Raw genomic sequence first — 26,486 nt, forward strand, 5'->3', positions numbered from 1 at the left:
CGCGTACTCAACTTCACCAAAAGGGCCTGTGGTTCCGTTAATGTGTCTTCTGTTAAAGGAACTCCAGTCCCGTTTGAAAGGTCGTGCCGCCATGTTCACCACTGTCTGGGCCGCCTCGCCCCAGCCGCCGAGCGAGGGCTTCACCCCCAACTGGTCGAGGGAGGGCTTCTGGCGCCAGTCACTGCGGCAGGTCGTCCCGCTGAGCGGGGGCGGGGAGCGGGTGCGGATACGGCTGTCGAACGCGTACGGCACCTCGCCCGTGCGGATCGCCGGAGCGGCCGTGGAAGGGCGGCGGCTGAGCTTCGGGGGCGGGCGCGAGGCGGAGATCCCGGCGCGCGGGGAGATCGTCAGCGACCCCGCCCAACTCGCCGTGGCGGCGGGGGAGTCGGTCGCGGTCACGCTGTACTTCGAGGCGGCGACCGGCCCGGCGACGTTCCATGCGCAGGCTTTCGCGCCGAGCCTGCGGGGGGAGGGGGACCTGCTGGGTTCCGCCGAGGGCTTCGACGCGGTGTCGGAGTCCTGGTACTTCCTGAGCGCGGTGGAGGTGGATGCCGGGCGCGGGGACGGGGTGGTGCTCTTCGGCGACTCCCTCACCGACGGCTTCGGGTCCACGGTCGGCGCGGACCGGCGGTGGTCGGACACGCTGGCCCGGCTGACGGGGCGGCCCGTGCTCAACGCCGGGATCGGCGGGAACCTGCTGCTCAACGACTCCGCGTGGTACGGGGAGAGGGGTGTGCGGCGGTTTCGGCGGGACGTGCTCGGTCAGGGCGGGGTGGACACGGTCGTCGTGCTGCTGGGGCTGAACGACATCGGGTTCAGCGAGACGGACGAGCAGCCCACGTACAAGCCGGCGCCGGTGGTGGAGGCGGAGGAACTCATCGCCGGGTATCGGGAGTTGATACGGCAGGCGGGCAGCCTCAAGGTCGTGGGCTGCACGCTGCTGCCGTTCGGGGGCTCGGATCACTGGGGGGAGCATGCGGCCAAGGTGAGCCATGAGGTGAACGAGTGGATCAGGGGTGCGGGTGAGTTCGACGCGGTGGTCGATCTGCACCGGGTCATGGCCGATCCGGGGGACCCGGACCGGCTGCACCCCGCGTACGACTTCGGCGATCACCTGCACCCCAATGACGAGGGGTACGCGGTGATGGCCGAAGCCGTGTTGGGTTGTTTGTAGCTGCGGGCCGGTGGGGGCTTGTCGCGCAGTTCCCCGCGCCCCTAGGAGCCTCTAGCCAGGCCAGTAAGTACGTGCCCAAGTCGTTGGGCCCGGCTGCGGCAAGCGGCGTGTGGCGATGCGGGACGGGTCCGACCACCCGTCCCGCTGCTGGGGGGCGCCGGGCGGGGTTTCCGCTGCCGCCGCGGCGCGGGCTCGGACCACCGCCAGGGCGGCGGCGAGCTCCTCGGGGGTGGGGTTGCCCCGTACGACCTTGATCGTCATGGCGACTCCTAGAGGGGGATGTTGCCGTGCTTCTTCGGGGGCAGGGACTCCCGCTTGGTGCGCAGCTGGCGCAGGCCGCGGACGATGTGGCGGCGGGTGTCCGACGGCATCACGACGGAGTCGATGTAGCCGCGCTCGGCCGCGACGTAGGGGTTGAGGAGGGTGTCCTCGTACTCCCGGATCAGCCGGGCGCGCACCGCCTCCAGGTCCTCCCCGTTGGCCTCGGCCTCGGCGAGGGTGCGGCGGTGCAGGATGTTGACCGCGCCCTGGGCGCCCATGACGGCGATCTGGGCGGTCGGCCAGGCGAGGTTGAGGTCGGCGCCGAGGTGCTTGGAGCCCATGACGTCGTAGGCGCCGCCGAACGCCTTGCGGGTGATGACGGTGATGAGCGGGACCGTCGCCTCGGCGTACGCGTAGATCAGCTTGGCGCCGCGGCGGATGATGCCGTCGTGCTCCTGGTCGACGCCGGGCAGGAAGCCGGGGACGTCGACGAAGGTGATGACGGGGATGTTGAAGGCGTCGCAGGTGCGCACGAAGCGCGCGGCCTTCTCGCTGGCCTGGATGTCGAGGCAACCGGCGAACTGCATCGGCTGGTTGGCGACGATGCCGACCGGGTGACCCTCCACCCGCCCGTAGCCGGTGAGGATGTTCGGGGCGAACAGCGGCTGCGTCTCGAAGAACTCGGCGTCGTCCAGGATGTGTTCGATCACCGTGTGCATGTCGTACGGCTGGTTCGCGCTGTCCGGGACGAGCGTGTCCAGCTCCAGGTCCTCGGCGGTGACGGTGAGGTCCGCCTCCTCCGGGTAGACCGGCGGCTCGGAGAGGTTGTTGGACGGCAGGTACGACAGCAGCTGCTTGACGTACTCGACGGCGTCCTTCTCGTCGCCGGCCATGTGGTGGGCCACGCCGGAGACGGAGTTGTGGGTGCGGGCGCCGCCCAGTTCCTCGAAGCCGACGTCCTCACCGGTGACGGTCTTGATGACGTCCGGGCCGGTGATGAACATGTGCGAGGTCTGGTCGACCATGACGGTGAAGTCGGTGATCGCCGGGGAGTACACCGCGCCGCCCGCACAGGGGCCCACGACCAGCGAGATCTGCGGGATGACACCGCTCGCGTGGGTGTTGCGGCGGAAGATCTCGCCGTAGGCGCCGAGGGAGGCGACACCCTCCTGGATGCGGGCGCCGCCGGAGTCGTTGATGCCGATGACCGGACAGCCGGTCTTCAGCGCGAAGTCCATGACCTTGACGATCTTCTGGCCGTAGACCTCGCCGAGGGCGCCGCCGAAGACGGTGAAGTCCTGCGAGAACACGGCGACCGGGCGGCCGTCGACGGTGCCGTACCCGGTGACGACCCCGTCCCCGTACGGGCGGTTGTTCTCCAGCCCGAAATTGGTGGACCGGTGCCGGGCGAACTCGTCCAGCTCGACGAACGACCCCTCGTCGAGCAGCAGCTCGATCCGCTCACGGGCCGTCAACTTGCCCTTGGCGTGCTGCTTCTCCACAGCACGTGCGGAGCCGGCGTGCGTCGCCTCGTCGATGCGGCGCTGGAGGTCCGCGAGCTTGCCCGCGGTGGTGTGGATGTCGATCTCTTCCGGCTCGGACATCGGGTCGCGGCTCCCTGCCTGCTCAAAAGGGGGGACGGTTACTCATCCGTAGAGTAGTGGCGGGCCTACCAATCAGCAGTGCGGCGTAGGACACACCTAGGGTGGCTTGCATGACGCCGCGAGATGCTTCAGACGACAACCGCTGGTCGAACCTGGACCGGCCACCGCTCAACGTCGCCGCACTGCGGCGCGGGCTGGTACGGGAGGGCGGGCTGTGGCGCGAGGTGGAGGTGGTGCAGCGCACCGGCTCCACCAACAATGACCTCGTGGCCCTGGCCGGAAAGGGCTCCGCGGCGGAGGGCTCGGTCCTCGTCGCCGAGGAGCAGACCGCCGGACGGGGACGCCTCGACCGGCAGTGGACGGCACCGGCCCGCTCCGGGCTGTTCTTCTCCGTCCTGCTGAAGCCGGCCGGGGTGCCGGTGGCCCGCTGGGGCTGGCTGCCGCTGCTGACGGGCGTGGCGGTGGCCACGGGCCTTTCCCGGGCCGCGGGCGTGGACACGGCACTCAAGTGGCCCAACGACCTGCTGGTGACCGTGGCCGGCGAGGAACGCAAGACCGGCGGGATCCTCGCCGAGCGGGCCGGGGAGGACGGGGTCGTCGTCGGGGTCGGCATCAACGTCACCCTGCGCGAGGACGAGCTGCCGGTGCCGACGGCCGGTTCGCTGGCGCTGGCGGGGGCGGTCACGACGGACCGGGACCCGCTGCTGCGGGCCGTGCTGCGGTCGCTGGAGGAGTGGTACGGGCGCTGGCAGCGGGCCGGGGGCGATCCGGCGGTCAGCGGGCTGCAGGAGACGTATGCGGCGGGGTGCGCGACGTTGGGGCGGACGGTGCGGGCGGAGTTGCCGGGGGATCGGTCGATCACCGGCGAGGCGGTGGCGGTGGACGGGGACGGGCGGCTGGTGATCGCCACGGAGGAGGGGGTGCAGGCACCAGTGGGAGCGGGAGACATCGTCCACTTGCGACCGGCGTGAGCTGAAGGTTTCTTGGGGGCGCGGGGAACTGCGCGACCAGCCACAACGCGCCCGCAGCCAGCAATGCATCCCCAGGCACCCCCACCTTCGGCTCCACGGGAGTGAGCTACCGCACACCTGCCGTAAAGTGAAGGCCGGTCGATACCTGACCGTGACAGATCGGAAGGGCAGCACGCGTGACCGTCGACGACACGGGTTCCGGCGCGGACTCGAACGGCGCCGACCCCGGAGGGGCCCCGCACCCGCTCGCCGTGCGTCTCGAAGCGCTGATCCTCGGTGCCGAGCGGCGCTACACGCCCTTTCAGGCGGCCCGTACCGCCGGTGTCTCCATGGAGCTGGCCACCCGCTTCTGGCGGGCCATGGGCTTCGCCGACGTCGGCCAGGCCAAGGCCTTCACCGAGGCGGACGTCCTCGCCCTGCGGCGCCTCGCCGGTCTCGTCGAGGCAGGGCTGCTCAGCGAGGCCATGGCCGTGCAGGTCGCCCGGTCCACCGGACAGACCACCGCCCGCCTCGCCGAGTGGCAGATCGACTCGTTCCTGGAGGGGCTGACCGAGCCGCCCGAGCCCGGTATGACCCGTACCGAGGTGACGTACCCGATCATCGAGCTGCTCCTGCCCGAGCTGGAGGAGTTCCTCGTCTACGTCTGGCGCCGCCAGCTCGCCGCGTCCGCGGGGCGGGTCGTGCAGGCCGCCGACGACGAGGAGATGGTCGACCGGCGCCTCGCGGTCGGCTTCGCCGACCTCGTCGGGTTCACGCGGCTGACCCGGCGCATGGAGGAGGAGGAGCTCGGCGAGCTCGTCGAGGCCTTCGAGACCACCGCCGCCGACCTGGTCGCCGCGCACGGCGGGCGCCTCATCAAGACCCTCGGCGACGAGGTGCTCTACGCCGCCGACGACGCCGGCGTCGCCGCGGAGATCGCGCTGCGCCTCATCGAGACCATGGCGAACGACGAGACGATGCCCGAGCTGCGGGTCGGCATCGCCTTCGGCACGGTCACCACTCGTATGGGCGATGTCTTCGGCACGACCGTCAATCTGGCCTCCCGGCTCACGTCCATAGCTCCTCGTGACGCCGTCCTCGTCGACAGCGACTTCGCCCAGGAACTGATCCGCACCGCCGAGGCGCCGGCCTCCGAAGCGGCGGCCGCCGAGGCCGCGGCCGCGGCGGAGAAGGAGGGCGAGGAGCCGCCGACGTATCGCTTCGCGCTTCAGCCGATGTGGCAGCGGCCGGTGCGAGGGCTTGGGGTTGTGGAGCCTTGGTTGCTGACTCGGCGGAGTGAGGCGAGCGCCTGAGGTTGTGCCGGGTGGGCTTGTCGGGCGGGTGCGGGTGTGTGGGGGCTGGTCGCGCAGTTCCCCGCGCCCCTGGCGACGTTTACCTGCCCAGCGGACCTACGCACAGGCCGATCACCGGGACGCACACACCGCCACCGGGCTGAGTCGGCTGCGGAGTCGGTGTCGCCGGCGGTGGCGGCGTGTACGTGCTCTGGCTCGGGGCCGGTGACGGAGTCTGCGTCGGCTGTGGGGTCGCACTCGTCGGGTTCGGGGCGTCCGGGATCGTCGTGGGACCGGGCACGTCCACCGCACCCGCCCCCGCCGGTGTCGACGACGGCACCGGTACGAAGGTCACCGCCGACGTCGGTGTCGCGCTCGCCCCGCCCATCGGTGCCGTCGCCGACGGGCTCACCTTCGGGATCGCCACCACCGTGGCGGCGGCGTTGGTCGCGCGGTCCGTGCCGGAACCGGCGCGGGGGTCGTCGAGGCGGGGTTCGGCCTCCGCGGTCCCGAGGGCGCCGCCCAGGCCGCCCTCGGGAGCCATGCGGACGAGGCTCAGCGCGCCGGCCGCCACGGCCAGTCCGCCGACGGCGAGGAGGACCTTGCGGGGCCGCGGGCGACGGTGCCGGCCGCGTGAGCCGAAGAGGCGCTGCGGTACGGCGTCCACGGCGTCGGGCATCGCCGCCTCGGCGGCCGTGGCCTGCGTGTCCGTCAACATCGTCATGGCGACCCCTCCCCGATGCGCTCGCGCCCCCTGTGCGCCGTGGCGGAGCGCACGCTATGCGCTCCTGTGGGCGATGGGGGCCGAGTTGGGCGGGATGTCACTCGAACGGGGTGTCGGGCACCGACAAGGGAACCGGTGCCCCGCGCCCGCCCGCCCTTTCGTCCCCGGGGTCGGGCTGCGATGATCGGGCCCGGTGAAGTCTGTTAACCCACGTTAACTGGAGGGTGCCATGAGCGGGGAACGGTACGGGGAGTTCGTGCTGGTGCGGCGGCACGGGCACGTCGCGGAACTCGCCCTGGACCGGCCGAAGGCCATGAACGCCGTGTCGACGGAGATGGCCCGCTCGGTCGCCGCCGCCTGCACCGCGCTGGGCGACGACAAGGACGTACGGGCCGTAGTGGTGACCTCGACCCACGAGCGCGCGTTCTGCGTCGGCGCCGACCTGAAGGAACGGAACTCCTTCACGGACGCCGACCTGCTCCGGCAGCGGCCCGTCGCGCGCGGCGCCTACACCGGCGTACTGGAACTGCCCGTCCCGACCATCGCCGCCGTCCACGGCTTCGCGCTGGGCGGCGGCTTCGAGCTGGCCCTGTCCTGCGACCTGATCGTGGCCGACGCGACGGCCGTCGTGGGCCTTCCCGAGGTGTCGGTGGGCGTGATCCCGGGCGGCGGGGGAACGCAGCTCCTGCCCCGCCGCGTGGGCGCCGCCCGCGCCGCCGAGCTGATCTTCACGGCGAGGCGAGTGGAGGCCGCGGAGGCAAGGGGCTTGGGCCTGGTGGACGTACTGGTGGAGGAGGGGAAGGACCGGGAGGAGGCCCTCGCGCTGGGCACCAGGATCGCGGCCAACTCGCCCGTGGGCTTGAGGGCGGCGAAGAGGGCCCTGCGGCTCGGTCACGGCCTCGACCTGAGGGCGGGCCTGGAAGTGGAGGACGCGGCCTGGCGCTCGGTGGCCTTCTCGGGGGACCGGGCGGAGGGCGTGGCCGCCTTCAACGAGAAGCGGAGCCCCGAATGGCCGGGTGAGTAGAGACGCCTAGGGGCGCGGGGAACTGCGCGCCAAGCCCCCACGCACCCGCACACCGCCGAGTCGCCCAGCCACCCCCTACCTGCCCGGCTTACTCCAACACCGCCAATCACCCAAAACCTCCCTAACCTGGAGCAATGGCGGAGGACACGCGGCTCACGGCAGTCGTCGCGCTGGCGCAAGGCATGGCCGCAGCCCACGGCTCACGCGAAGCCTGGCGCGCGGCAGCGACCGGCGCCTGCCGCGCCCTGAGCGGCAGCTTCGCCGCCCTGTCGGTGTGGGAGCGGGAGCTGGGGCGGCTCCGGGTCCTGGTCAACGTCGGGGACCGCGCGCCCGACGAGGACGAGTTCCCCGACGCCGAGGCCTACCCCGTGCACCAGTTCCCGGAGATCACCGAGTTCCTGCACGAGCGCTGGGCGGGGGGCGGGGAGCCCAACGCCTGGGTGGAGACCGCCGAGGGGCCCGCCGCGGGACGCCGCCCCGGGTACGTGCATCAGCGCGTCGCCGCCCTCCGCAGGAGAGGCCGCGGCTGCTGTGTCGTCGCGCCGATCGTGCTCAACGGCCGGGCCTGGGGTGAACTGTACGTGGCCCGCGCGGCCGGTGACCCCCTCTTCGACCGGGCCGACGCCGACTTCGCCACCGTGCTGGCCGCCGTCGTCGCGGCCGGGATCGCGCAGGCCGAGCGGCTGGAGGAGGCGCGGCGGCTGGCGTTCACCGACGCCCTCACCGGGCTCGCCAACCGCCGTGCCGTCGACGTACGGCTCGACGAGGCCGTCGAGCGGCACAAGCGGGAGGGTGTGGTCGTCAGCCTCGTCGTGTGCGACCTCAACGGGCTCAAGCGGGTCAACGACACCCTCGGGCATGCCGTCGGCGACCGGCTGCTGGAACGGTTCGGCTCCGTGCTGTCGTTGTGCGGGGCGATGCTGCCGGGGGCGCTGGCCGCGCGGCTCGGGGGCGACGAGTTCTGTCTGCTCGCGGTTGGGCCGGCCGCCGACGAGGTCGTCAAGGCGGCCGACGAACTCTGCCGGAGGGCCGCCGAGTTGGAGCTGGGGGAGGGGGTGGCCTGCGGGGTCGCCTCCACCGAGGATCCGATCGGGCCGGTGCACTCGGCCCGGCGGCTGTTCCGGCTGGCCGACGCGGCCCAGTACCGCGCCAAGGCCGAGCGGGCCGCCCAGCCCGTCGTCGCGGGGCGGGAAGGGCCGGACGATCCCGTCGTACGGCTCGCGGACGCGCCCTCGGGGGAGCGGGAGGCGCACGGGGAGCGCCGACGGTTCCGGGGGCGCCGACTGTGACGTACGCACAAGTAAGGGGCGAACCCCGCCCCCACTCGTGACATCTCCGTCTTCACTGCGTACGCTCCTGAATATGGATATGCACACTGTGGTGGTGGGGACGTCCGGGGTGACCGCGTCCGACGTTCTCGCCGTGGCGCGCGACGGCGCCCGGGTCGAGCTCTCCGCGGAGGCGGTCGCGGCCCTCGCCGCCGCCCGCGAGATCGTGGACGCGCTGGCCGCCAAGCCCGACCCGGTCTACGGCGTCAGCACCGGCTTCGGCGCCCTGGCGACCCGGCACATCAGCACCGAGCTCCGGGCCCAGTTGCAGCGCAACATCGTCCGCTCGCACGCCGCCGGCATGGGCCCGCGCGTCGAGCGGGAGGTCGTACGGGCCCTGATGTTCCTGCGGCTGAAGACCGTCTGCTCGGGACACACCGGTGTGCGGCCCGAGGTCGCGCAGACCATGGCCGATGTGCTGAACGCCGGGATCACCCCGGTCGTGCACGAGTACGGCTCCCTCGGCTGCTCCGGCGACCTCGCGCCGCTCTCCCACTGCGCCCTGACGCTGATGGGCGAGGGCGACGCCGAGGGTCCGGACGGGGTCGTGCGGCCGGCCGGTGAGCTGCTCGCCGAGCACGGCATCGAGGCCGTCGAACTGCGCGAGAAGGAGGGCCTCGCGCTCCTCAACGGCACCGACGGCATGCTCGGCATGCTGATCATGGCCCTCGCCGACCTCGACACGCTCTACAAGTCCGCCGACATCACCGCCGCGCTGTCCATGGAGGGCCTCCTCGGGACGGACAAGGTCCTCGCGCCCGAGCTGCACGCCATCCGCCCGCACCCGGGGCAGGCCGCCAGCGCCGCCAACATGCTCGCCGTACTGAAGGACTCCCAGCTCACCGGGCACCACCAGGACGACGCCCCGCGCGTCCAGGACGCCTACTCGGTGCGCTGCGCCCCGCAGGTCGCCGGTGCCGGACGCGACACCATGGCGCACGCGCGGCTCGTCGCCGAGCGCGAGCTGGCCGCCGCCGTCGACAACCCCGTCGTCCTGCCCGACGGACGGGTCGAGTCCAACGGCAACTTCCATGGCGCGCCCGTCGCTTACGTCCTCGACTTCCTCGCCATCGCCGCCGCCGACCTCGCCTCCATCGCGGAGCGGCGTACCGACCGGCTCCTCGACAAGAACCGGTCGCACGGGCTGCCGCCGTTCCTCGCCGACGACGCCGGTGTCGACTCCGGGCTGATGATCGCCCAGTACACGCAGGCCGCGCTGGTGAGCGAGATGAAGCGGCTGGCCGTACCGGCGTCCGCGGACTCCATCCCGTCCTCCGCCATGCAGGAGGACCACGTCTCGATGGGCTGGTCGGCCGCGCGCAAGCTGCGCACCGCCGTCGACAACCTCACCCGGGTCGTCGCCGTCGAGCTGTACGCCGCCACGCGCGCCGTCGAGCTGCGCGAGGGGCTGACCCCGGCGCCGGCCTCGCGGGCCGTCATCGAGGCCGTCCGGAAGGCCGGCGTGCAGGGCCCGGGCCCGGACCGGTTCCTGGCGCCGGACCTGGCCGCGGCGGACGCGTTCGTGCGCAGTGGGCAGCTGGTGGCGGCGGCGGAGTCGGTGACGGGACCGCTGCAGTAGCCGTACGGGTGCGAGAAGGGGCCCCGTCGTCCGACGGGGCCCCACTGCTGTGCCGCTTAACTGCCGTGCTGCTTAACTGCTGTGCTGCTTAACTGCTGTGCTGCTTACTTCAGCTTCGCGACCTGGGCCGTGACCAGCTCGGCCGGGATCTCGGTCTTGCCGCCCTTGCTCACCGCGGCCAGGTTGACCGAGTAGAACGTGGCGACGGTGTTGCCCTTGCGGACCACCTCGGTGAGGAACGTGGCCGTGCCCTCGCCGTCCATGTCGACGTCCTCGGCGAACGCCACCGACTCGTCACCGGCGCCGGAGCTCTTCGTCGTGCTGACCTTGGTGACCTTGGAGGTCTCGTCCTCGGCCTTGAGGCCGTAGCCGCCGGAGCAGGCCGTCACACCGTCGGAGACGGCCTTGAGGGCCTTCTCGGCGCCGTCGCCGTCGTAGGAGGACAGGCCGACGAACGTGATGCTGACGTCGAAGGCGTTCTCGATGTCGGCGTCGGTCAGCTTCGACGGGTCCTTGGAGGACGCCGCGGGCTTCGCGGTGAGGGTGTTGCTGGCGTTCGCGTCCGTGTCGCCCGGCGCCAGCCCGGCCGTGGCCCAGGCCAGCGGGTCGCAGGCCGCCTTGTCGGTCTTCACTTCGCTCTTGGACTTGGGGAGGGTGTCGTCCCCCGACTGGGCCTCGAAGTCCTTGACGTCGCCCTTGGCGAGCAGCAGCTTCTCCAGCTCGGCGGAGGTCAGCGCCTTCGCGGCCGGAGCCGACGAGGCGGCGGCCGACTCCTTGGCGTCGGTGCCCTTGGTGTCGTCCGAGCCGCTGTCGGAGCAGCCGGTGATGAGGGCGAGCGACAGCGCGCTCACTGCGAGCGTGGCGCCTATACGGGCCCCCGATGATCTCTTCATGAGCGGACTATGAGGTTTTGGTCAAACGTCCGTCAAGTCGATTCAAAAACCGTGACGTTCCCGACGTACCGAGTACGTCACGAACCCGGCACCGAGCGCGAGGAACGCCGTGCCGCCGACCACGTACGGGGTCGTGTCGAAGCTTCCGGTGTCGGCGAGACGGGTGCCGTCGACGGTGTCCTGGGTGGTGACGGTGGTCACCCTGGCCTGCTGCGTGACCTGCGATCTCGCCGGTTCCTCCTGGGTCGCACCCGCGGACGGGACGAACCACAGGGCGCACAGGAGCGTGCCTGCGGCGGTGGCGGTCAGCAACGGACGGCGAGCGGATGACACGGAATATCGATCCCCTTGTGGCGCTGGCGAATTGGCCGTGTGGGCCGATGTTAGTGAAAGGCGCGGGTCACGGGAAAGTCACGGGAGAAAAGGGCCGTACTCTCCGGTGCATGAGCACTGAAGAGACTTCACGGTTTGTGCGGCTTCGGGTGGAATTGGTGGTGGAGATCGGCAACGAGGACGCCGTCACCAAGGCCGCGTTGGAGCGGATCGCGGACGATCCCGAGATGCCGGCCGACGAGCAGGCGCACGCCGAGGGCGCTGTGACGGAAGACACCGCGGAGGCCCTCGCGTATCTCGTCGACCCGTTCGACCTGGTCAGCGAGGTGCCCGGGGTCGAGCTCGCGCAGGCCTCCTGGTCCAGCGAGCGGATCGACTACGACCCGGATTCGCCGGAGTGGGACCTCGACGAGGATGATGAGGAAGCGGACGACGACGAAGAGGCGGTCGGCTGAGCGCTCTTGGGGAACTTGTGGCCCCGGGTGGCAACCGCCGTCCGGGGTTTCGTCGTCTCATGGGGGGCGCACGGACCGAGCTGCGCACCACCCGCCACGGCGGACGTGGTGTGCCCCACACGTTCCGAGAATGTGGAACGGGACGAACCGGTCGTAGCGTTTAGGTTTCATTGACGGGAATCTCGGGTTCGACTTCCGGGTAGCGGCTCACGGGCTGGACGCTCGGGTTCGACGCCCGGGTTCGACGCCCGGGTTCGGTACTCGGGTTCGACTTTCGGGTTCGACGGAGACTCCCGGCTCTTTGGGGAATCGGCAACGATGGAGAAGCGTGTGATGACGGTCAGTAAGCGGCGCAGGGGCCTGGCGGTCGCGTCCGCACTGCTCGGCGGAGTGCTGGTGCTCTCGGCCTGTTCCGGTGGCGACGACGACAACGCCTCCGGCAGCGGCAGCAAGGACACCTCACAGGCCAAGGCCGACGAGGCCGCGGCCAAGAAGACGTCCGAGGCCGACATCGAGATCACGCCCAAGGACGGCTCCGAGAACGCCTCCATCAACAACTCCGCGGCCGTCACCGTGAGCAAGGGCACGCTCACCGACGTCAAGATGACCACCGCCGACGGCGCCGCGGTCAGCGGTGAGATATCCGCGGACAAGACCAGCTGGAAGCCCAGCGCCCAGCTGGAGCGGTCGACCACCTACAAGGTCAACGCCGAGGCGAAGGACTCCGAGGGCCGCGTCGCCCACGAGAACGCGTCCTTCACGACCGTCTCCCCGTCCAACAGCTTCCTCGGCTACTTCACGCCGGACGACGGCTCCACGGTCGGCGTCGGCATGCCGGTGTCGATCAACTTCGACAAGGCGATCACCAACAAGGCGGCCGTCCAGAAGGGCATCACCGTCTCCTCCTCCAGCGGCCAGGAGGTCGTCGGGCACTGGTTCAACGCCAACCGCCTCGACTTCCGCCCCGAGGACTACTGGACCGAGAACTCCACCGTCACGCTGAAGCTCGCGCTCGACGGTGTCGAGGGCGCGAACGGCGTGTACGGCGTCCAGCAGAAGACGGTCACCTTCAAGATCGGCCGCAACCAGATCAGTTACGTCGACGCGAAGACCAAGCAGATGAAGGTCACGCAGGACGGCAAGACGATCAAGACGATCCCGATCTCCGCGGGCTCCCCCGAGAACAAGACGTACGAGGGCATCATGGTGATGTCGGAGAAGTTCAAGGAGACGCGCATGAACGGCGCGACCGTGGGCTTCACCGACAACGACGGCAAGGGCGAGTACGACATCAAGGACGTGCCGCACGCCATCCGCCTCACCAACTCCGGCACCTTCGTGCACGGCAACTACTGGGGCGCGAAGTCCATCTTCGGCAGCGTCAACACCAGCCACGGCTGCGTGGGCCTCTCCGACACCAAGGGCGCCAACGACAAGGGCACGGCCGGCTACTGGTTCTACAACAACTCGATCATCGGCGACGTCGTGATCGTCCAGAACACCGGCGACAAGACGGTGGCCCCGGACAACGGCCTCAACGGCTGGAACCTGAGCTGGGCGGACTGGAAGGCGGGGTCGGCGGTCTGACGCCGAACGCCTGACGTAAACCGATCGAGGGCGGTCACCTGAACAGGTGGCCGCCCTCGATCGGTTGAGGCGGTTCCGGGCAACGAAAAAGGCCGCCTCCCTATGGAAAGGGAGGCGCACCTATGGGACGTCACGCCAGACCGAAACCGACTCTCGTGTGTCGGCTCACCCGGTGTAGCGGGAGATCCCTATACCCAGTAGGGACCTCCCAGTAGCTCCTGGCTGAGCTGAGGCCCCTGTCACGGATTCCGGCCGTGGCGGGGGCTTCTTGCTACCAGGAAAAAGTACACCGACGGCGCCCCCCGCAACCGGAAGGCGCCGCCGGTGTTCAGTTCGAGCCGGTGCCGCGCGGACTACTTGCCGTAGTACGCGTTGTAGATCGAGACCGTCGACTTGTTGTTCTTCTTGTCGGTGATCTTGGCGTGGAACGAGATGGCCTTGCCCTTGTCCGGGTTCTTCACGGTGATCTTGCCGTTCGTGACCGTGACCTTCTTCCAGGTCTGGCCGTAGTCGTACGACACGTACACCGACAGGGACTTGAGGTTGGAGCCCTTGGCCGCGCCCTCGACGGTGACCGGGATCTTCACCGTCTCGCCCGCCTTGACGCGGCTGTCGGCGCCCGTCTTGGCGTTGAAGCGGACCGTGGAGGCCGGCAGCGTGACCACGTCGTCCTCGTTGGCCGGCTTCTTCGAGTGGAACGTGAAGCTCACGTCGATCCGCGTCGAGGCCGCCGCCAGCTTGACGCTCCGCTTCGCGGACGACGTCAGCTTGTACTCGGCGTTCCCGGCGGGAACCATGAACGGCTCACCGTAGAGCGGGTCCTGGTTGGAGCCGATCTTCGTGCCGTTGCGGTACAGCTCGGTCTTCACCGAGGTGAGCTCCGAACCGCCCGCGTGCTGCGCCCCGTCCGCGAACAGCGACATCGAGCCGTAGAGGTAGTTGCCCTCGCGGAAGACGCCGTCGTACTTGGAGAGGTGGGGGCCGAAGACCGCGGTGTTGAAGGTCTTCTTGTACGTGAGACCCGCCTTGAATGCCTGCGAGGTCCCCAGCGTGTAGCCGGCCTCCCCGATCGGGTTGCCCTGCTCGTCCTTGGCCTCCCCGAACTGCGTGAAGTCCAGGCCCCACTTGACCTGGTCACCCGTCGACACCAGCAGGGTGCGGGTGCTGGGCAGCTTCTGCTCGACGAACGCGCCGAAGGCACCGTCGTCGGGCAGCTCGGCCCACGGGTTGATCCCACCGGTCTTGTTGCTCGCCGAGCCACCCATGGTGGCCTTGACCGTGGCGAACTCGCTCGCCTTGTAGTGCCGGGACTTGTCACCCGTCAGGTGCTTGACCTTGGCCTGGGTCGCCACGTTGTACTCGGCGTTCGGGCCCTTGGCCCACTGCCCGTACCAGGTCTGGGTCAGGCCGCCGGAGACATCGGCACCGAGGGCCGCGATGCGGATGTTCGCGAAGGAGTCCATGTTGACGCCGACCGGCAGCGACGCGGGCTCGTAGAAGTAGTTGATCATCGCGGACAGCGGCGTCGCCGAGGCGTCCGGCACCGTGATGTCGGCCGCCTTGGTCTTGCGGGCGTCGATCGTCACCGAGAGGTTCTTGGTCAGGCTCAGCTTCGGCTGCATCACCCAGTCGAGGCCGCCCTTGAAGGTGACCCAGTCCTTGGCGATCCAGGCGTCCAGCACATAGGTGCCCTTGGGCAGGCGCATCTTGGTGGTGCCGGACTCGTCGATCGTCACCTGGTACGCGCGGTCCTTGGCCAGGCCCGTGTAGCCGAACGCGACGGTGTTGTAGTCCGCGGTCGGCTTGCCGTCCTTGTCGATGTGCTTGACGGTGAGGTCGTACGACTCCACCTCACGCTGCACCGCCGCACCCGTACGCACCGTCTGGCCGCCGCCCGTCGCCGTCACGTACGCGGAGTACGCGCCGTCGACCGTGCCGCCCAGCTTGGTGTTGACGGTGAAGTCCACCGAGGCCGTGCCGCCCGCCGGGACCTTCACCGAGGTGGCGCCGAGCTTGAAGAAGCCCGCCGGAGCCGCCGCGCCCTTGGGGTTGGTGGCCGTCGAGGACAGCTTCAGCGTGACGTCCGCCGTACCGAGGTTGCGGTACGTCAGCTTCTTGGTGACCGGCTTGTCGTCGGTGTGCGGCCACTGCTGCGTGCCGAAGCTCACCGACACCGGGTCGGCGATCACGGTCTGCTTGATGGCCTTGTCGACCGCGATGCGGCCCGCACCCTGCTCGAACGGGGTGTACTTGCCGCCCTTCGCGGAGCCCGTGAGGGCGCCCTTGAGTTCGGTGTACGTCCAGTCCGGGTGCTCCTGCTTCAGGATCGCCGCCGCGCCCGCCACATGCGGCGTCGCCATCGACGTACCGGAGATCGTCAGGTAGCCCGCCGGGTTCTCACCGACCTCCTGGTCGATGACGCTGCCCTTGGCGGCGGCGGCCGTGATGTCCACGCCCGGCGCGGTCACGTCCGGCTTGATCGCACCGTCGCCGACGCGCGGGCCGGTGGAGGAGAAGAAGGCCAGCTTGTCCTGGTCGTCGACGGCGCCGACGGTGAGCGCGGCGTCCGCGCTGCCCGGCGAACCGATCGACTCCGGACCGGAGTTGCCCGCCGCGATCGCGAAGAGGATGCCCTTCTCGGCGGAGAGCTTGTTGACCTCCGCCTCCAGCGGGTCGATCTCCGGGGTGTCCTGGCCGCCGAGGCTGAGGTTGACGACGTCGGCGCCCTCAGCGGCCGCCCACTCCATGCCGGCGAGGATGCCGGAGTCGTCACCGGAGCCGGTGTCGTCGAGGACCTTGCCGTTCAGGATCTTGGCGCCGGGCGCCACGCCCTTGTACTTGCCGTTGGACTTGGCGCCGGTGCCCGCCGCGATGGACGCGACGTGCGTGCCGTGGCCGAAGTGGTCGGTGGCGTCGGCGGCCGTGGAGAAGTTCTTGGCCTCGATCACCTGGTCCTTGAGGTCCGGGTGGGTCGCGTCGACACCCGTGTCCAGGACGGCGATCTTGACGCCCTTGCCGTCATAACCCGCGGCCCACGCCTTGGGGGCGCCGATCTGCGGGACGGACTTGTCGAGGCTCGCGGTGCGGACCCCGTCCAGCCAGACATGCGCGATGCCGGAGGCCGTCTTGTCGCCGTTGGTGACGGCGTCCCACAGCTCCGGCGTCTGCTTCGTCGACGTCTGCACCGCGTCCGCGTTGAGCGTCTTCAGGGTGCGGCGCAGGGTGCCCGCGTCGCGGACGTCGTCCTTCGCGCCGGTGGCGGTGCCCTTGTAGCCGACGATCACCTTCAGGCCCTTGGCCTGCGACTTGCGGGTGTCGGACTTGTTGAGCTCGGTGACGTCGAACAGTCGCTGGTCCAGCTTGCCGGCGGCGACCAGACGGGCCGCGTCACCCGGTATCACCAGGGTGTGCCCGTCGGCCTTGCGGACCTGGAAGGGTATGTGCTCCCGCCCCTTCGCCCGCTCCACGCCGACGACCCGGCCCTTGGCATCGACGGCGACCCGGTCACCCGTGATCAGGGTGATGCGGTGATGAGCGGAGAACGGCTGGCTCGACCAGCCCGCCGCCTGTGCCTGTGCCTCCGGCTTCGCCGCCGCCGGGCTGGTCATGCCCGCGGCGAGAGCGACCGCCGCCCCCGTGGCCACGGTGGCAGCACAAACTCTTTTCACTTGTCTGCGCAAGATTCCCCCTTGCTGAAGTTCCGGGTGAGTTTCCCCGTTCACCCGGCCGGGGGCGGTCCCGCACAGACAAGCGTGCACCCCCCGGATTACGCAGTATGCCGGGGGGTGATCAGGCACCTCAAGGGACAGGTGACGCACAGGCTCGGACTGTTACGCGATGCTCATAATCAGGAGTTCGCATTCTCCTTCACTGTGATCTTTCCCTTGCGAATGGTGGCCAGCCGCGGGGCCTTCTTCGCGATCGCGGAGTCGTGCGTGACCATGATGAACGTCAGCCCGAGCTCCTTCCACATGCGTTCGAGTACGTCCATGATCTCGTCGCGCATCGACTCGTCGAGGTTGCCGGTCGGCTCGTCGGCGAGCAGCACCTTCGGCTGCTTGACGAGGGCGCGGGCGATGGCGACGCGCTGCTGCTGGCCTCCGGACATCTCGGAGGGGAGATGCGCGAGGCGCTCGCCCAGGCCGACCGACCTGAGGGCCTCAGCGGCTCGTTCCCTGCGGTCCTTGACCTTGACGCCGAGCGGGACGAGGGCCGTCTCCACGTTTTCCTGGGCGGTGAGGGTGGGGATGAGGTTGAAGCTCTGGAAGACGAAGCCGATGTTCTCGCTGCGGACCTTTGTGAGCTTGGCTTCGGACAGCCTTGCCAAGTCGGTTCCGTCCAGGACGACTTCACCGGCGGTGGGCTTGTCCAGGCCGCCGAGCATTTGGAGGAGGGTGGATTTTCCGCCACCGGTGGGGCCCTGGATGACCAGGCGGTCGCCGTCGGCGATGGTGAGGTCGACGCCGGCGAGGGCGTCCACGGTTTCTTTGCCTCGGGTGTAGCGCTTGGTGACGCTTTTGAGTTCGTACATTTGGGGAGCTCCTGAGTGTTGTTCGGCTGCGGGTTCGTTGTGGCTGGTCGCGCAGTTCCCCGCGCCCCTTGAGAGCCTCAGCTCCCGTCCGCCCACAAGTGATCGCTACTCGACGCGCCTCAGCGCGTCCGCCGGCCTCAGCCGCGACGCCCGCCAGCCGCCGAACGCCCCCGCGATCAAGCCGCCCGCCACCGCCAGGCCCACCGCGATCGCCACCGTCGTCGCGCTCACCGGTGCCGTCAGGGCGACGTCCAGGGTCCTGGCCGCTGCCTGGCGGCCGGGGCCGCCGAAGCCGCCGGGGCCACCCGCACCGCCGCCCCCGCCGCCCAACTGGGCTTGCAGCGTCGGGCTGATGGCCGTGACGACGTACGCGCCCGCCAGGCCCAGGGCGATGCCGAGGGCGCCGCCGAGGAGGCCGTTGACCATCGCCTCGCCGACCACCTGCCGGGTGACCCGGCCCGAGCGCCAGCCGAGGGCCTTGAGCGTGCCGAACTCGCGCACCCGGCGGGAGACCGCCGAGGACGTCAGCAGGCCGGCGACCAGGAACGCGGCCACCAGGACCGCGATCGACAGCCACTTGCCGACGTTCGTCGCCAGGGAGGACGCCGTGGAGAGGGAGCCGGAGACGGTGTCGGCGAGGTCGGCGGAGGTCGTCACCGTCGTACCGGAGATGTTCTTCTGGATGGTCGACTTGACGGTGTCGATCTGCTGGGAGTCGGTCGCCTGGACGTAGATCGTGGTGACCTTGTTCTTCGAGTCGCTGAGGGTCTGCGCCTGCTTCAGCGGGATGTAGAGGTTGGCCGCCGCGTCACCGCTGCTGGCGGTGGCGACGCCGATCGTCTTGTACTTGGTGCCCTTGATCGTGATCGTCGAGCCGACCTTGTACTTCTTCTCCTTGGCGTACGCGGAGTCGACGACCACGACCTTGGCGTTCGTCTCGGAGGTCTTGAAGGTGCGGCCGCTGGTGATCTTCGAGGAGGTCAGCGGGCCGAGGGCCGGCTCGGTGACGTCGGTGCCGAAGACGGAGTAGTTGTTGACGTCGAAGTTCGCGCCGCCGCCCCGCACTTCACCCTGGGGCTGGCCGGTGCCGCCACCGCCGGGGCCGCCCTGCCGGCCGCCGCCGTCGCCGTTCTGCTGGAACTGGCCGCGGGTGAACTGGCCGCTGACCTTGAGGACTTGAAGGCTCAGACCGCCCACGGCGTCCGCGACGCCCTTCTGGTCGCCGACCTTGGTGACCGTCGAGGTGGCGAGGGTCTGGAAGCCCTGCACCAGCACGCGGTCGCTGCTCTGCTCCTCGTCGGAGTCGCTGTCCTGCGCGTCGAAGTTGAAGCGCGGGCGCTCGGAGCTGTTGGCGGAGGGCGCGACGGCGGCCTTGGTGACCGTCATGTCGGTGCCGAGGCCGTACAGCGACTGGAGGACCTTGTCCTGGGCCTTGCCCATCCCCGAGGACACGGAGTTGACCACGATGACCAGCGCGATGCCGAGCGCGAGCCCGGAGGCGACGACGAGGGCCGCCTTTCTGCGGCGGCGCAGTTCGCGCCTCAGGTAGGTGAAGAACATGGCCGCAACGTAGGTACGGCGCGTGATGGCTGGATAAGGCTGACATAAGAGATGGATGAGAAGGCTGTCCGTGGGCCAGGAGAGGACCCGTACACACCTGTCAGGCGGAGCGGCAGCGTCCGGACTGCGTGGCGTGTTTGTGTGGGGTCATGACCGCAGAGACCGTCGAGTACATCCGTTACCGCATCCCGGAAGACCGTTCGGCCGAGTTCCTGTCCGCCTACACCCGCGCCGCGGCCCAACTGGCGGCGGCCCCGCAGTGCGTCGACTACGAACTCGCCCGCTGCGAGGAGGACTTCGAGCACTACGTCCTGCGCATCACCTGGACGTCCACGCACGACCACACCGAGGGCTTCCGCAAGTCCGAGCTGTTCGCCGACTTCCTCGCCGAGATCCGTGCCTACGTCGGTGACATCGAGGAGATGCGGCACTACAAGCCGACGGCGGTACGGGGGACAGGCGCGGCCGTGCCCACCCTGTACGCGTGGGCGGGCGGCGAGGAGGCCTTCGCGCGGCTGACGTCCGTGTTCTACGAGAAGGTACTCAGGGACGACCTGCTCGCCCCGGTGTTCGAGGGGCTCGCGCCCGAGCACGCCGCGCACGTGGCGATGTGGCTCGCGGAGGTCTTCGGCGGCCCGGCGACGTACTCCGAGACCCAGGGCGGCCACGGTCACATGGTCGCCAAGCACATGGGGCGCGGCATCACCGAGCAGCAGCGGCGCCGCTGGGTGAACCTGATCCAGGACGCGGCCGACGAGGCGGGCCTGCCCACGGACGCCGAGTTCCGCTCGGCGTTCCTGGCGTACGTCGAGTGGGGCACGCGGCTCGCCGTGTACTTCTCCGGCCCGGACGCCAAGCCGCCGGCGGAGCAGCCGGTGCCCGCGTGGGGGTGGGGGGTGGCGCCGCCGTACCGGGGATGACTGAGGGGCGAGCTCGTCAGCCCTTCTTCGGTGCCGCCGAGTCCTGGCCCACCCGCGTCGCGTCCGTGCCCCAGCTCGCCAGCAGGCGCAGGGCCTCGGCGGACGGGGAGCCCGGCTCGGCGGAGTAGGTGATCAGGGCCTGGTCCGTGCCGTCCGCCAGGCGGAACGACTCGAAGTTCAGGGTGAGTTCGCCGACGAGCGGGTGCATCAGGTGCTTGACGCCGTAGCTCTTCTCCTTGACGTCGTGGGTGGCCCACAGCCGCCTGAAGTCCTCGCTCTTGACGGAGAGTTCACCGACGAGGGCGGCGAGGCGCGGGTCGTCGGGGTGGCAGCCCGCGTCCATGCGCAGGAAGCTGACCATGTCGTACGCCTTCTGGTCCCACTCCATGAACAGCTCGCGGTACTCGGGCCGCAGGAACACCAGCCGCGCCCAGTTCCGCTCCTGCGGCGGCAGCTCCGACCAGTCGCCGAAGACGGCGGCGGCCATCCGGTTCCAGACGAGGATGTCGGAGCGCCGGCCGGTGATGTACGCCGGGACGCCGTCCATCGCGTCCAGCAGCTGACCCAGCGCCCCGCGCACCTGCTCCGTGCGCGCCGTCTGCTTCCTCTTCTGCTGCTTCGGCTTCGCGAGATGGGTGAGGTGCGCGTGCTCGGCGTCGCTCAGCCGCAGCGCGCGGGCGATGGCGTCGAGGACCTCCGCCGACACGTTCCGCCCGTTGCCCTGCTCCAGGCGGGTGTAGTACGCCACCGAGACGCCCGCCAGCTGCGCCAGCTCCTCGCGCCGCAGCCCCGGCACCCGCCGGTGCCGCCCGAAGTCCGGCAGCCCCACGTCCTCCGGCTTCAGCCGGGCCCGCCGGGTGCGCAGGAACTCACTGAGCTCGGCCCGCCGGTCCAGCGTGCCACCGGCTCCGCCCTGTTCCCCTGCCCTCTCGGCTGTCTCGTCCATACGTCAAGTATTCACGGTCGTACGTCCACCATCCTGTCCCCGTCAGTAGTAGGACCAGCGAACGTACGCAAAGCTGTGACCTGGGTGAACGTCGATCGCTCGGGCACGCTGGACATCGTGCCCGGCCGGAAGGCAGCCGGGTGCGACCCCCCTCTTGAGGAGAACCCCCGCATGACCACCGTTGCCGCGTACGCCGCCCCCGCCGCGAAGGCTCCGCTGGAGCGGACCACCATCGAGCGACGCCCGGTCGGCGAGTTCGACGTCCTGATCGACATCAAGTTCGCCGGCATCTGCCACTCCGACATCCACCAGGCCCGCGAGGGCTGGGGCGAGGCGATCTTCCCGATGGTCCCCGGCCACGAGATCGCGGGAGTCGTCTCCGAGGTCGGCCCCGGCGTCACCAAGTACACCGTCGGCGACCGGGTGGGCGTCGGCTGCATGGTCGACTCCTGCCGTGAGTGCGACAACTGCAAGGCCGGCCTGGAGCAGTACTGCACCGGTGGCGGCATGGTCGGTACGTACAACGCCGTCGGCAAGGACGGCCGGCCCACCTACGGCGGCTACTCGGAGAAGATCGTCGTGGACGAGAAGTACGTCGTCCGCATCCCCGACGGCCTCTCCCTCGACGAGGCCGCCCCGCTGCTGTGCGCCGGGATCACCACGTACTCCCCGCTCAAGCACTGGAACGCCGGCCCCGGCAAGAAGGTCGCGATCCTCGGCATGGGCGGCCTCGGCCACATGGGCGTCAAGATCGCGCACGCGCTGGGCGCCGAGGTGACCGTCCTCTCCCAGTCCCTGCGCAAGAAGGACGACGGCCTGAAGCTGGGCGCCGACCACTACTACGCCACCAGCGACGAGGCCACCTTCAAGGAACTGGCGGGCACCTTCGACCTGATCCTGTCGACGGTCTCGGCCCCGCTGGACCTCGACGCGTACCTGTCCCTGCTGAAGACGGACGGCGCCTTCGTGAACGTCGGCGCCCCCGAGGAGCCCGTCAAGCTCAACCTCTTCTCGGTGATCAGCGGCCGCAAGACCCTCGCCGGTTCCGGTATCGGCGGCATCCAGGAGACCCAGGAGATGCTGGACTTCTGCGCGGGGCACGGCTTCGGCGCCGAGATCGAGCTGATCAGCGCCTCGGAGATCAACGAGGCGTACGAGCGGGTACTGGCGAGCGACGTCCGGTACCGGTTCGTGATCGACACGTCGACGATCTGACACCTCGGGCGACGGACGGTGTGGGCCGGGGTGTCCCGGCCCACCAGCGCCGGCGGGTACGGCCACCGGCGAGAGTAGGGTCGGACCGAGGAGGCCAGAACGATGACTGTTCAGCTGAACCACACCATCGTCGCCACTCACGACAAGCAGGCGTCGGCCCGGTTCCTCGCCGACATCCTGGGACTGCGAGTGGGCCGGCAGTACGGTCCCTTCATCCCCGTCGAGATACCCAACGGAGTGACCCTGGACTTCATGGAGACGTCTGGGGACATCACGCCGCAGCACTACGCGTTCCTGGTGTCGGAGGACGACTTCGACACGATCTTCGGCCGTATCGAGAAACGGGGTCTGACGTACTGGGCGGACCCGTTCCACCGACAGCGGGGCGAGATCAACCACAACGACGGCGGCCGCGGTACGTACTTCGACGACCCGAACGGCCACAACCTGGAGATCCTGACCAGGCCCTACGGCAGTGGCGGCTGACATCTGAAGAACGCCGGGGCGGATTTCGCAGCGGAATCCGCCCCGGCTGTCACATCGCTCCAGTCCCGCGCGTCATGTCCGCGAAGGCAGTTGTACGGCCTCCACGGCTTCTACGGCGAACAAAACTGGAGCAGTCATGACGACGACCCCCATCCTGGTCACCGGCGGCACGGGCACCCTGGGCGGCCACGCGGTACCGCTGCTGCGGGCGGCCGGCCGCCCGGTGCGGGTCCTCACCCGCCGCGAGCGCGAGGGCGCGGACGGTATCGAGTACGTCACCGGCGACCTGATGACCGGCGAGGGCATCGACGCGGCCCTGGCGGGTGTGGAGACGGTCCTGCACCTCGCGGGCGGCCCCAAGGGCGACGACGAGGCGACCCGCACCCTCGTACGGGCGGCGCGCGCGGCCGGCGTACGGCACCTCGTCTACATCTCGGTCATCGGCGCGGACCGCGTCCCGCTGGCCTGGCTGCGCACCAAGCTGGACGCGGAGCGGGCGATCGCCGACTCGGGCATCCCCTGGACGACCCTGCGGGCGGCCCAGTTCCACGACCTGACCCTGACGATGATCGAGAAGATGACGAAGCTCCCCGTCCTGCCGGTACCGGGCGGACTGCGCCTCCAGCCGGTCGACTCGGCGGAAGTGGCGGCGAGGCTGGTGGAGTTGACGCTGGGAGAGCCGGCGGGGCTGGTCCCGGACATGGCGGGCCCGGAGGTCTACGACATCGCCGAGCTGGTCCGTCCGTATCGCGAACTCCGGGGCGGGCGGGGCCGGTTGAGGCTGCCGGTCCGGATTCCGGGGAAGGCCGGGAAGGCGTATCGGGCGGGCGCGAACCTCACGCTGGAAGGGGCGGAGAAGGGCAAGCGCACATGGGAGGAGTTCCTGGCGGAGCGGGTGTGAGGGCCGAGCGGCCGGGGTGCTTCTGCTCCAGTAGCTTGCGCGGCGTGCAGTAGTTTTCCGACGTCCTGGAGAGCCGCACCTGGAGCGTCGCACATGCCCCGACCAGCGCCTTATCTCGCCGTGGCCGACGCACTGCGTGCGCGGATCCTCGCGGGGGAGTGGGTGGTCGGCGGGCGGCTCCCGTCGCGGGCCCGGCTCGCCGAGGAGTACGGCGTCGGGCGCAACGTCACCCAGCGGGCCGTCGACCGGCTCATCGCCGAGGGGCTCCTGGAAGGCCGCGCGGGCTCCGGCACATACGTCCGCACCCCGCGCGAACGCCTGCGGATGGTGCGCTCCCGGCACCGCGGGCGAGCCGTTCCGCAGGAGCGGGGCAGGGCCAACTCCTGGGACGCGCACAGCGAGACGGACGTCCCCGCGCCCGAGACGATCGCCGAGCGGCTGGCCATCGCCCGCGGCGACCTCTGCGTCACCACGCACTACGAGTTCCTCGCCGACGGCCGCCCCGTCCAACTCTCCCAGTCCTGGGAGCCGTTGGCCCTCACGGGCGGAACGCCGGTCACGCTGCCCGAGCGGGGTCCACTGGCCGGCCGGGGCGTGGTGGCCCGGATGCGCTCCATCGGCGTACAGGTCGAGACCGTCGTAGAACTGCCGCGGCCCGCTCGCGCGACCCCGGCGCAGGCGCATCTGCTGGGGATCGGGGCCGGGGACCTGGTGCTGCTGATCGAGCGGACCCTCTACGACACCGGCGGACGCCCGGTGGAGACCGCCGACATGGTCATCCCGGACGGATGCCGGGAAGTGGTGTACGAGTTCAAGGCCGATGCCGGGTGAGTCGTACGACGGCATGGCCCACCCCGGCTGCCTCCGGACTGCTCCGTGATCCCGGCTTCCGGCGTCTGTTCGCCGCCACCGCGCTGGGACAGCTCGGCGATCGCGTCCTCTTCCTGGCGCTGCCGCTGGTCGCGATCGTCGCCTTGCGGGCGGACGAGTTCCAGGTCGGGCTGCTGACCGCCATGACCACGCTGGGCTCGTTGCTGGTGGGGCTGCCCGCGGGGGCGTGGGTGGACCGGGTGCGGAAACGACCGGTGATGATCGGCGCCGATCTGGCCAGGGCGCTGGCCCTGTCGACGATCCCGGTGGCGTGGTGGACGGGTGTGCTGACCGTCTGGTGGCTCTACGCGGTGGCTCTCGCGCACGGTGTGCTGACGGTTTTCTTCGATGTCGCGTACGTCAGTTGGCTGCCGCAGCTGGTGGGGCGCGAGCGGCTCGTCGAGGGGAACGCGCGTCTCTCCGCGATCCGCTCGGTGACCAGCATCGGCGGTCCGGCGCTGGCGGGACCGCTCGTCGGCGCGGTGGGCGCGCCCGCGACGCTGTGGGTGAGCGCGGCGGGCATGGCCGTGTCGGGACTACTGGCGACGGGCATCCGCACCCGCGAACCGAGGCCGGAGTCCCATGAACACCCGCGGCTGGGACGGGAGATCAGGGAGGGCGTGAGATTCGTCCTCGACCATCCCGCCCTGCGCGCGACCGTCCTCGGGGACGCCGTCTTCAACCTCTCCCTGGTCATGTACCAGACCATGCTGATGGTCCACCTCGCACGGGAGGTGGGCCTCGCCTCCTTCGGCGTCGGCCTGGTCCTGTCCGGGATGGGGTGCGGTGCGCTGCTGGGCGCGCTGTCGGCCGGGAGGGTCGCGGCGCGCGTGGGGCAGGGACGGGTCATCTGGCTGGCCCCCTTGGTGACCTGCCCCCTGACGGCTCTCATGCCGCTGGCGCGACCGGGTTGGAGCGTGTACGTGGCGGCCGTGGGCCTCGCGGCGCTCTCCCTGGGCGGGGTCGTCCGTGTCGTGGCGCAGTCGAGCCTCCAACAGGCCCTGACGCCGGACCACTTGCTGGGCCGGATGAGCGCGACGGCCCGGTTCGTGTCCTGGGGCGGCATTCCGCTGGGCGGGCTGCTGGGCGGGGCGGCGGGCTCGACCGTCGGGCCGGCGGCCACCCTGTGGATCGGGGCGACGGGGATGACGCTGAGCGCGCTTCCCGTCTGCCTGTGGTCACTCCGGGGTGGGAAAAGGGCGCTCGGGCGGCAGTAGCCGCGCCGCCGAGTCGAGGTCGCCGGCGCCGACCAGCGCGTGGATCTCATGGGCGAGCGGTGTCACGTCCCGGATGGACACCGTCCACTCGTCGGCGTAGCGCCGGGCCGCCTGGCCGGACAGGCCGAGTTGCAGGGAGCGGTACGGCAGGGGCCGCAGCCGCAGGTCCCGCTCGGGGTCCCACTGGACGCGGGCCGGGGAGCGCTTCAACTGCCGTTGCCAGGTGGCCTGGTCGGGGTGCACGCCGTGGACATAGCTCGACAGGCACGAGTTCCGCAGCGCCCACTCGAAGCCGTCGCGGCTGATCTCGACGGCCAGGACGGTCTCCTGGCCTTCCTTGGTGCCCCATCCGCAGCGGTACATCATCCACAGGAAGCTGGGCTTGATCCAGGTCATACGGTCGCGCTTCCAGGCGGCGGGGAAGCGCCCGTCGCGGGCGGCGGGGAGGCCGATCGTGGGGGAGTAGGCCTGGTAGACGGTGATGGTGGAGGGGGTGTGGACGGCGCGGATCTGGTGCTGGGGTTGCTGGGTTTGCCGGGGTTGCTGGGGTTGCTGGGTTTGCTGGGTTTGCTGGGGTACTTCCATGCCGTACAGCGTGGGTCGACGGGTGAGGGAAGGCCAATGATTTTCTTCTTG

General features: G+C 70.2%; 24 protein-coding genes. 14 read left to right on the forward strand and 10 right to left on the reverse strand.

Annotation, left to right across the window (positions count from 1 at the left end; genetic code table 11):
* Positions 1-91: 91 nt before the first annotated feature.
* Positions 92-1,174 (forward strand): SGNH/GDSL hydrolase family protein, encoded by a 1,083-nt coding sequence (locus CRP56_RS27165; protein ID WP_097268253.1) that lies wholly within the window; start codon positions 92-94, stop codon positions 1,172-1,174.
* Positions 1,175-1,225: 51 nt separating this feature from the next.
* Here the strand turns inward: CRP56_RS27165 and CRP56_RS27170 are convergent, their stop codons facing one another.
* Both CRP56_RS27170 and CRP56_RS27175 read right to left on the reverse strand, forming a co-directional pair.
* Complete coding sequence (locus CRP56_RS27170) at positions 1,226-1,435, reverse strand: acyl-CoA carboxylase subunit epsilon (protein WP_097268256.1); 210 nt, start codon at positions 1,433-1,435, stop codon at positions 1,226-1,228.
* 8 nt (positions 1,436-1,443) lie between these two features.
* The gene (locus tag CRP56_RS27175) at positions 1,444-3,039 is read right to left on the reverse strand and encodes an acyl-CoA carboxylase subunit beta (protein ID WP_097268258.1); all 1,596 of its coding nucleotides are present in this window, start codon (positions 3,037-3,039) and stop codon (positions 1,444-1,446) included.
* A gap of 110 nt (positions 3,040-3,149) precedes the next feature.
* Between CRP56_RS27175 and CRP56_RS27180 the strand changes: the two genes are divergently transcribed.
* The gene (locus tag CRP56_RS27180; protein ID WP_097268260.1) at positions 3,150-4,010 is read left to right on the forward strand and encodes a biotin--[acetyl-CoA-carboxylase] ligase; all 861 of its coding nucleotides are present in this window, start codon (positions 3,150-3,152) and stop codon (positions 4,008-4,010) included.
* A 176-nt stretch (positions 4,011-4,186) separates the two neighbouring features.
* Entirely contained in the window at positions 4,187-5,302 is a 1,116-nt protein-coding gene (locus tag CRP56_RS27185; RefSeq protein ID WP_097268262.1) for an adenylate/guanylate cyclase domain-containing protein, read from the forward strand.
* 79 nt (positions 5,303-5,381) lie between these two features.
* Here the strand turns inward: CRP56_RS27185 and CRP56_RS27190 are convergent, their stop codons facing one another.
* On the reverse strand, positions 5,382-6,005 hold the full coding sequence (locus CRP56_RS27190; protein WP_257041077.1) for a hypothetical protein: 624 nt from the start codon (positions 6,003-6,005) through the stop codon (positions 5,382-5,384).
* A gap of 229 nt (positions 6,006-6,234) precedes the next feature.
* Between CRP56_RS27190 and CRP56_RS27195 the strand changes: the two genes are divergently transcribed.
* From CRP56_RS27195 to hutH, 3 genes are all read left to right on the forward strand, one after another.
* Positions 6,235-7,029 carry an enoyl-CoA hydratase/isomerase family protein gene (locus CRP56_RS27195; protein ID WP_097268264.1) on the forward strand — a complete coding sequence of 265 codons (795 nt, stop codon included), beginning with the start codon at positions 6,235-6,237 and terminating at the stop codon, positions 7,027-7,029.
* Positions 7,030-7,163: 134 nt separating this feature from the next.
* Positions 7,164-8,318, forward strand: coding sequence for a GGDEF domain-containing protein (locus tag CRP56_RS27200; protein WP_097268266.1), 1,155 nt, complete (start codon positions 7,164-7,166; stop codon positions 8,316-8,318).
* A 79-nt stretch (positions 8,319-8,397) separates the two neighbouring features.
* Positions 8,398-9,936, forward strand: coding sequence for a histidine ammonia-lyase (gene hutH, locus CRP56_RS27205; RefSeq protein ID WP_097268268.1), 1,539 nt, complete (start codon positions 8,398-8,400; stop codon positions 9,934-9,936).
* Between the two features lie 104 nt (positions 9,937-10,040).
* On the opposite strand, the gene CRP56_RS27210 is transcribed toward hutH, so the two are convergent.
* Together CRP56_RS27210 and CRP56_RS27215 are read right to left on the reverse strand one after the other, a co-directional pair.
* On the reverse strand, positions 10,041-10,787 hold the full coding sequence (locus tag CRP56_RS27210) for a hypothetical protein (RefSeq protein ID WP_306459454.1): 747 nt from the start codon (positions 10,785-10,787) through the stop codon (positions 10,041-10,043).
* A gap of 84 nt (positions 10,788-10,871) precedes the next feature.
* Positions 10,872-11,162: a hypothetical protein gene (locus CRP56_RS27215; RefSeq protein WP_097268273.1), complete on the reverse strand. Its 291-nt coding sequence runs from the start codon at positions 11,160-11,162 to the stop codon at positions 10,872-10,874.
* 110 nt (positions 11,163-11,272) lie between these two features.
* On the opposite strand from CRP56_RS27215, the gene CRP56_RS27220 reads away from it, so the two are divergent.
* Positions 11,273-11,617 (forward strand): hypothetical protein, encoded by a 345-nt coding sequence (locus CRP56_RS27220; protein WP_097268275.1) that lies wholly within the window; start codon positions 11,273-11,275, stop codon positions 11,615-11,617.
* Between the two features lie 318 nt (positions 11,618-11,935).
* Positions 11,936-13,204 (forward strand): L,D-transpeptidase, encoded by a 1,269-nt coding sequence (locus CRP56_RS27225; protein WP_097268278.1) that lies wholly within the window; start codon positions 11,936-11,938, stop codon positions 13,202-13,204.
* 353 nt (positions 13,205-13,557) lie between these two features.
* On the opposite strand, the gene CRP56_RS27230 is transcribed toward CRP56_RS27225, so the two are convergent.
* From CRP56_RS27230 to CRP56_RS27240, 3 genes are all read right to left on the reverse strand, one after another.
* Positions 13,558-16,812 (reverse strand): S8 family peptidase, encoded by a 3,255-nt coding sequence (locus tag CRP56_RS27230; protein ID WP_097274509.1) that lies wholly within the window; start codon positions 16,810-16,812, stop codon positions 13,558-13,560.
* Between the two features lie 239 nt (positions 16,813-17,051).
* A complete protein-coding gene (locus CRP56_RS27235) occupies positions 17,052-17,735 on the reverse strand; it encodes an ABC transporter ATP-binding protein (RefSeq protein WP_097268281.1) in 684 nt (227 codons plus the stop codon).
* A 105-nt stretch (positions 17,736-17,840) separates the two neighbouring features.
* A complete protein-coding gene (locus CRP56_RS27240; RefSeq protein ID WP_097268283.1) occupies positions 17,841-19,295 on the reverse strand; it encodes an ABC transporter permease in 1,455 nt (484 codons plus the stop codon).
* A gap of 149 nt (positions 19,296-19,444) precedes the next feature.
* On the opposite strand from CRP56_RS27240, the gene CRP56_RS27245 reads away from it, so the two are divergent.
* Entirely contained in the window at positions 19,445-20,215 is a 771-nt protein-coding gene (locus CRP56_RS27245) for a group II truncated hemoglobin (RefSeq protein WP_097268285.1), read from the forward strand.
* A gap of 16 nt (positions 20,216-20,231) precedes the next feature.
* On the opposite strand, the gene CRP56_RS27250 is transcribed toward CRP56_RS27245, so the two are convergent.
* Positions 20,232-21,161, reverse strand: a complete 930-nt coding sequence (locus CRP56_RS27250) for a helix-turn-helix domain-containing protein (RefSeq protein ID WP_097268288.1) — start codon at positions 21,159-21,161, stop codon at positions 20,232-20,234.
* Positions 21,162-21,332: 171 nt separating this feature from the next.
* Here CRP56_RS27250 and CRP56_RS27255 point away from each other — a divergent pair, with 171 nt between their 5' ends.
* The 5 genes from CRP56_RS27255 to CRP56_RS27275 all read left to right on the forward strand — a co-directional run bounded on the left by CRP56_RS27255 (position 21,333) and on the right by CRP56_RS27275 (position 25,850).
* Positions 21,333-22,376 (forward strand): NAD(P)-dependent alcohol dehydrogenase, encoded by a 1,044-nt coding sequence (locus CRP56_RS27255; RefSeq protein WP_097274511.1) that lies wholly within the window; start codon positions 21,333-21,335, stop codon positions 22,374-22,376.
* A gap of 102 nt (positions 22,377-22,478) precedes the next feature.
* A complete protein-coding gene (locus CRP56_RS27260; RefSeq protein ID WP_097268290.1) occupies positions 22,479-22,862 on the forward strand; it encodes a VOC family protein in 384 nt (127 codons plus the stop codon).
* A gap of 136 nt (positions 22,863-22,998) precedes the next feature.
* Positions 22,999-23,763, forward strand: coding sequence for an SDR family oxidoreductase (locus CRP56_RS27265; RefSeq protein WP_097268293.1), 765 nt, complete (start codon positions 22,999-23,001; stop codon positions 23,761-23,763).
* Positions 23,764-23,856: 93 nt separating this feature from the next.
* Entirely contained in the window at positions 23,857-24,594 is a 738-nt protein-coding gene (locus tag CRP56_RS27270; protein WP_097268295.1) for a GntR family transcriptional regulator, read from the forward strand.
* Entirely contained in the window at positions 24,591-25,850 is a 1,260-nt protein-coding gene (locus CRP56_RS27275) for an MFS transporter (RefSeq protein WP_257041083.1), read from the forward strand. Before CRP56_RS27270 ends, CRP56_RS27275 begins: the two co-directional genes overlap by 4 nt.
* Here CRP56_RS27275 and CRP56_RS27280 read toward each other — a convergent pair.
* The gene (locus CRP56_RS27280) at positions 25,812-26,435 is read right to left on the reverse strand and encodes a DUF4291 domain-containing protein (protein ID WP_097268299.1); all 624 of its coding nucleotides are present in this window, start codon (positions 26,433-26,435) and stop codon (positions 25,812-25,814) included. The two genes, CRP56_RS27275 and CRP56_RS27280, sit on opposite strands and share 39 nt — an antisense overlap.
* Between the last annotated feature and the right edge of the window lie 51 nt (positions 26,436-26,486).

Origin of the sequence: Streptomyces sp. TLI_55 (assembly GCF_900206255.1) — a bacterium.
GTDB lineage: Bacteria > Actinomycetota > Actinomycetes > Streptomycetales > Streptomycetaceae > Streptomyces > Streptomyces aquilus.

Bases quoted from the DNA above. Each gene is read 5' to 3' on its own strand.
- CRP56_RS27165 (WP_097268253.1), top strand. From the start codon at position 92: ATGTTCACCACTGTCTGGGCCGCCTCGCCCCAGCCGCCGAGCGAGGGC.
- CRP56_RS27170 (WP_097268256.1), bottom strand. From the start codon at position 1,435: ATGACGATCAAGGTCGTACGGGGCAACCCCACCCCCGAGGAGCTCGCC.
- CRP56_RS27175 (WP_097268258.1), bottom strand. From the start codon at position 3,039: ATGTCCGAGCCGGAAGAGATCGACATCCACACCACCGCGGGCAAGCTC.
- CRP56_RS27180 (WP_097268260.1), top strand. From the start codon at position 3,150: ATGACGCCGCGAGATGCTTCAGACGACAACCGCTGGTCGAACCTGGAC.
- CRP56_RS27190 (WP_257041077.1), bottom strand. From the start codon at position 6,005: ATGACGATGTTGACGGACACGCAGGCCACGGCCGCCGAGGCGGCGATG.
- CRP56_RS27195 (WP_097268264.1), top strand. From the start codon at position 6,235: ATGAGCGGGGAACGGTACGGGGAGTTCGTGCTGGTGCGGCGGCACGGG.
- CRP56_RS27200 (WP_097268266.1), top strand. From the start codon at position 7,164: ATGGCGGAGGACACGCGGCTCACGGCAGTCGTCGCGCTGGCGCAAGGC.
- hutH (WP_097268268.1), top strand. From the start codon at position 8,398: ATGCACACTGTGGTGGTGGGGACGTCCGGGGTGACCGCGTCCGACGTT.
- CRP56_RS27220 (WP_097268275.1), top strand. From the start codon at position 11,273: ATGAGCACTGAAGAGACTTCACGGTTTGTGCGGCTTCGGGTGGAATTG.
- CRP56_RS27225 (WP_097268278.1), top strand. From the start codon at position 11,936: ATGGAGAAGCGTGTGATGACGGTCAGTAAGCGGCGCAGGGGCCTGGCG.
- CRP56_RS27230 (WP_097274509.1), bottom strand. From the start codon at position 16,812: ATGACCAGCCCGGCGGCGGCGAAGCCGGAGGCACAGGCACAGGCGGCG.
- CRP56_RS27235 (WP_097268281.1), bottom strand. From the start codon at position 17,735: ATGTACGAACTCAAAAGCGTCACCAAGCGCTACACCCGAGGCAAAGAA.
- CRP56_RS27240 (WP_097268283.1), bottom strand. From the start codon at position 19,295: ATGTTCTTCACCTACCTGAGGCGCGAACTGCGCCGCCGCAGAAAGGCG.
- CRP56_RS27245 (WP_097268285.1), top strand. From the start codon at position 19,445: ATGACCGCAGAGACCGTCGAGTACATCCGTTACCGCATCCCGGAAGAC.
- CRP56_RS27250 (WP_097268288.1), bottom strand. From the start codon at position 21,161: ATGGACGAGACAGCCGAGAGGGCAGGGGAACAGGGCGGAGCCGGTGGC.
- CRP56_RS27255 (WP_097274511.1), top strand. From the start codon at position 21,333: ATGACCACCGTTGCCGCGTACGCCGCCCCCGCCGCGAAGGCTCCGCTG.
- CRP56_RS27260 (WP_097268290.1), top strand. From the start codon at position 22,479: ATGACTGTTCAGCTGAACCACACCATCGTCGCCACTCACGACAAGCAG.
- CRP56_RS27265 (WP_097268293.1), top strand. From the start codon at position 22,999: ATGACGACGACCCCCATCCTGGTCACCGGCGGCACGGGCACCCTGGGC.
- CRP56_RS27270 (WP_097268295.1), top strand. From the start codon at position 23,857: ATGCCCCGACCAGCGCCTTATCTCGCCGTGGCCGACGCACTGCGTGCG.
- CRP56_RS27280 (WP_097268299.1), bottom strand. From the start codon at position 26,435: ATGGAAGTACCCCAGCAAACCCAGCAAACCCAGCAACCCCAGCAACCC.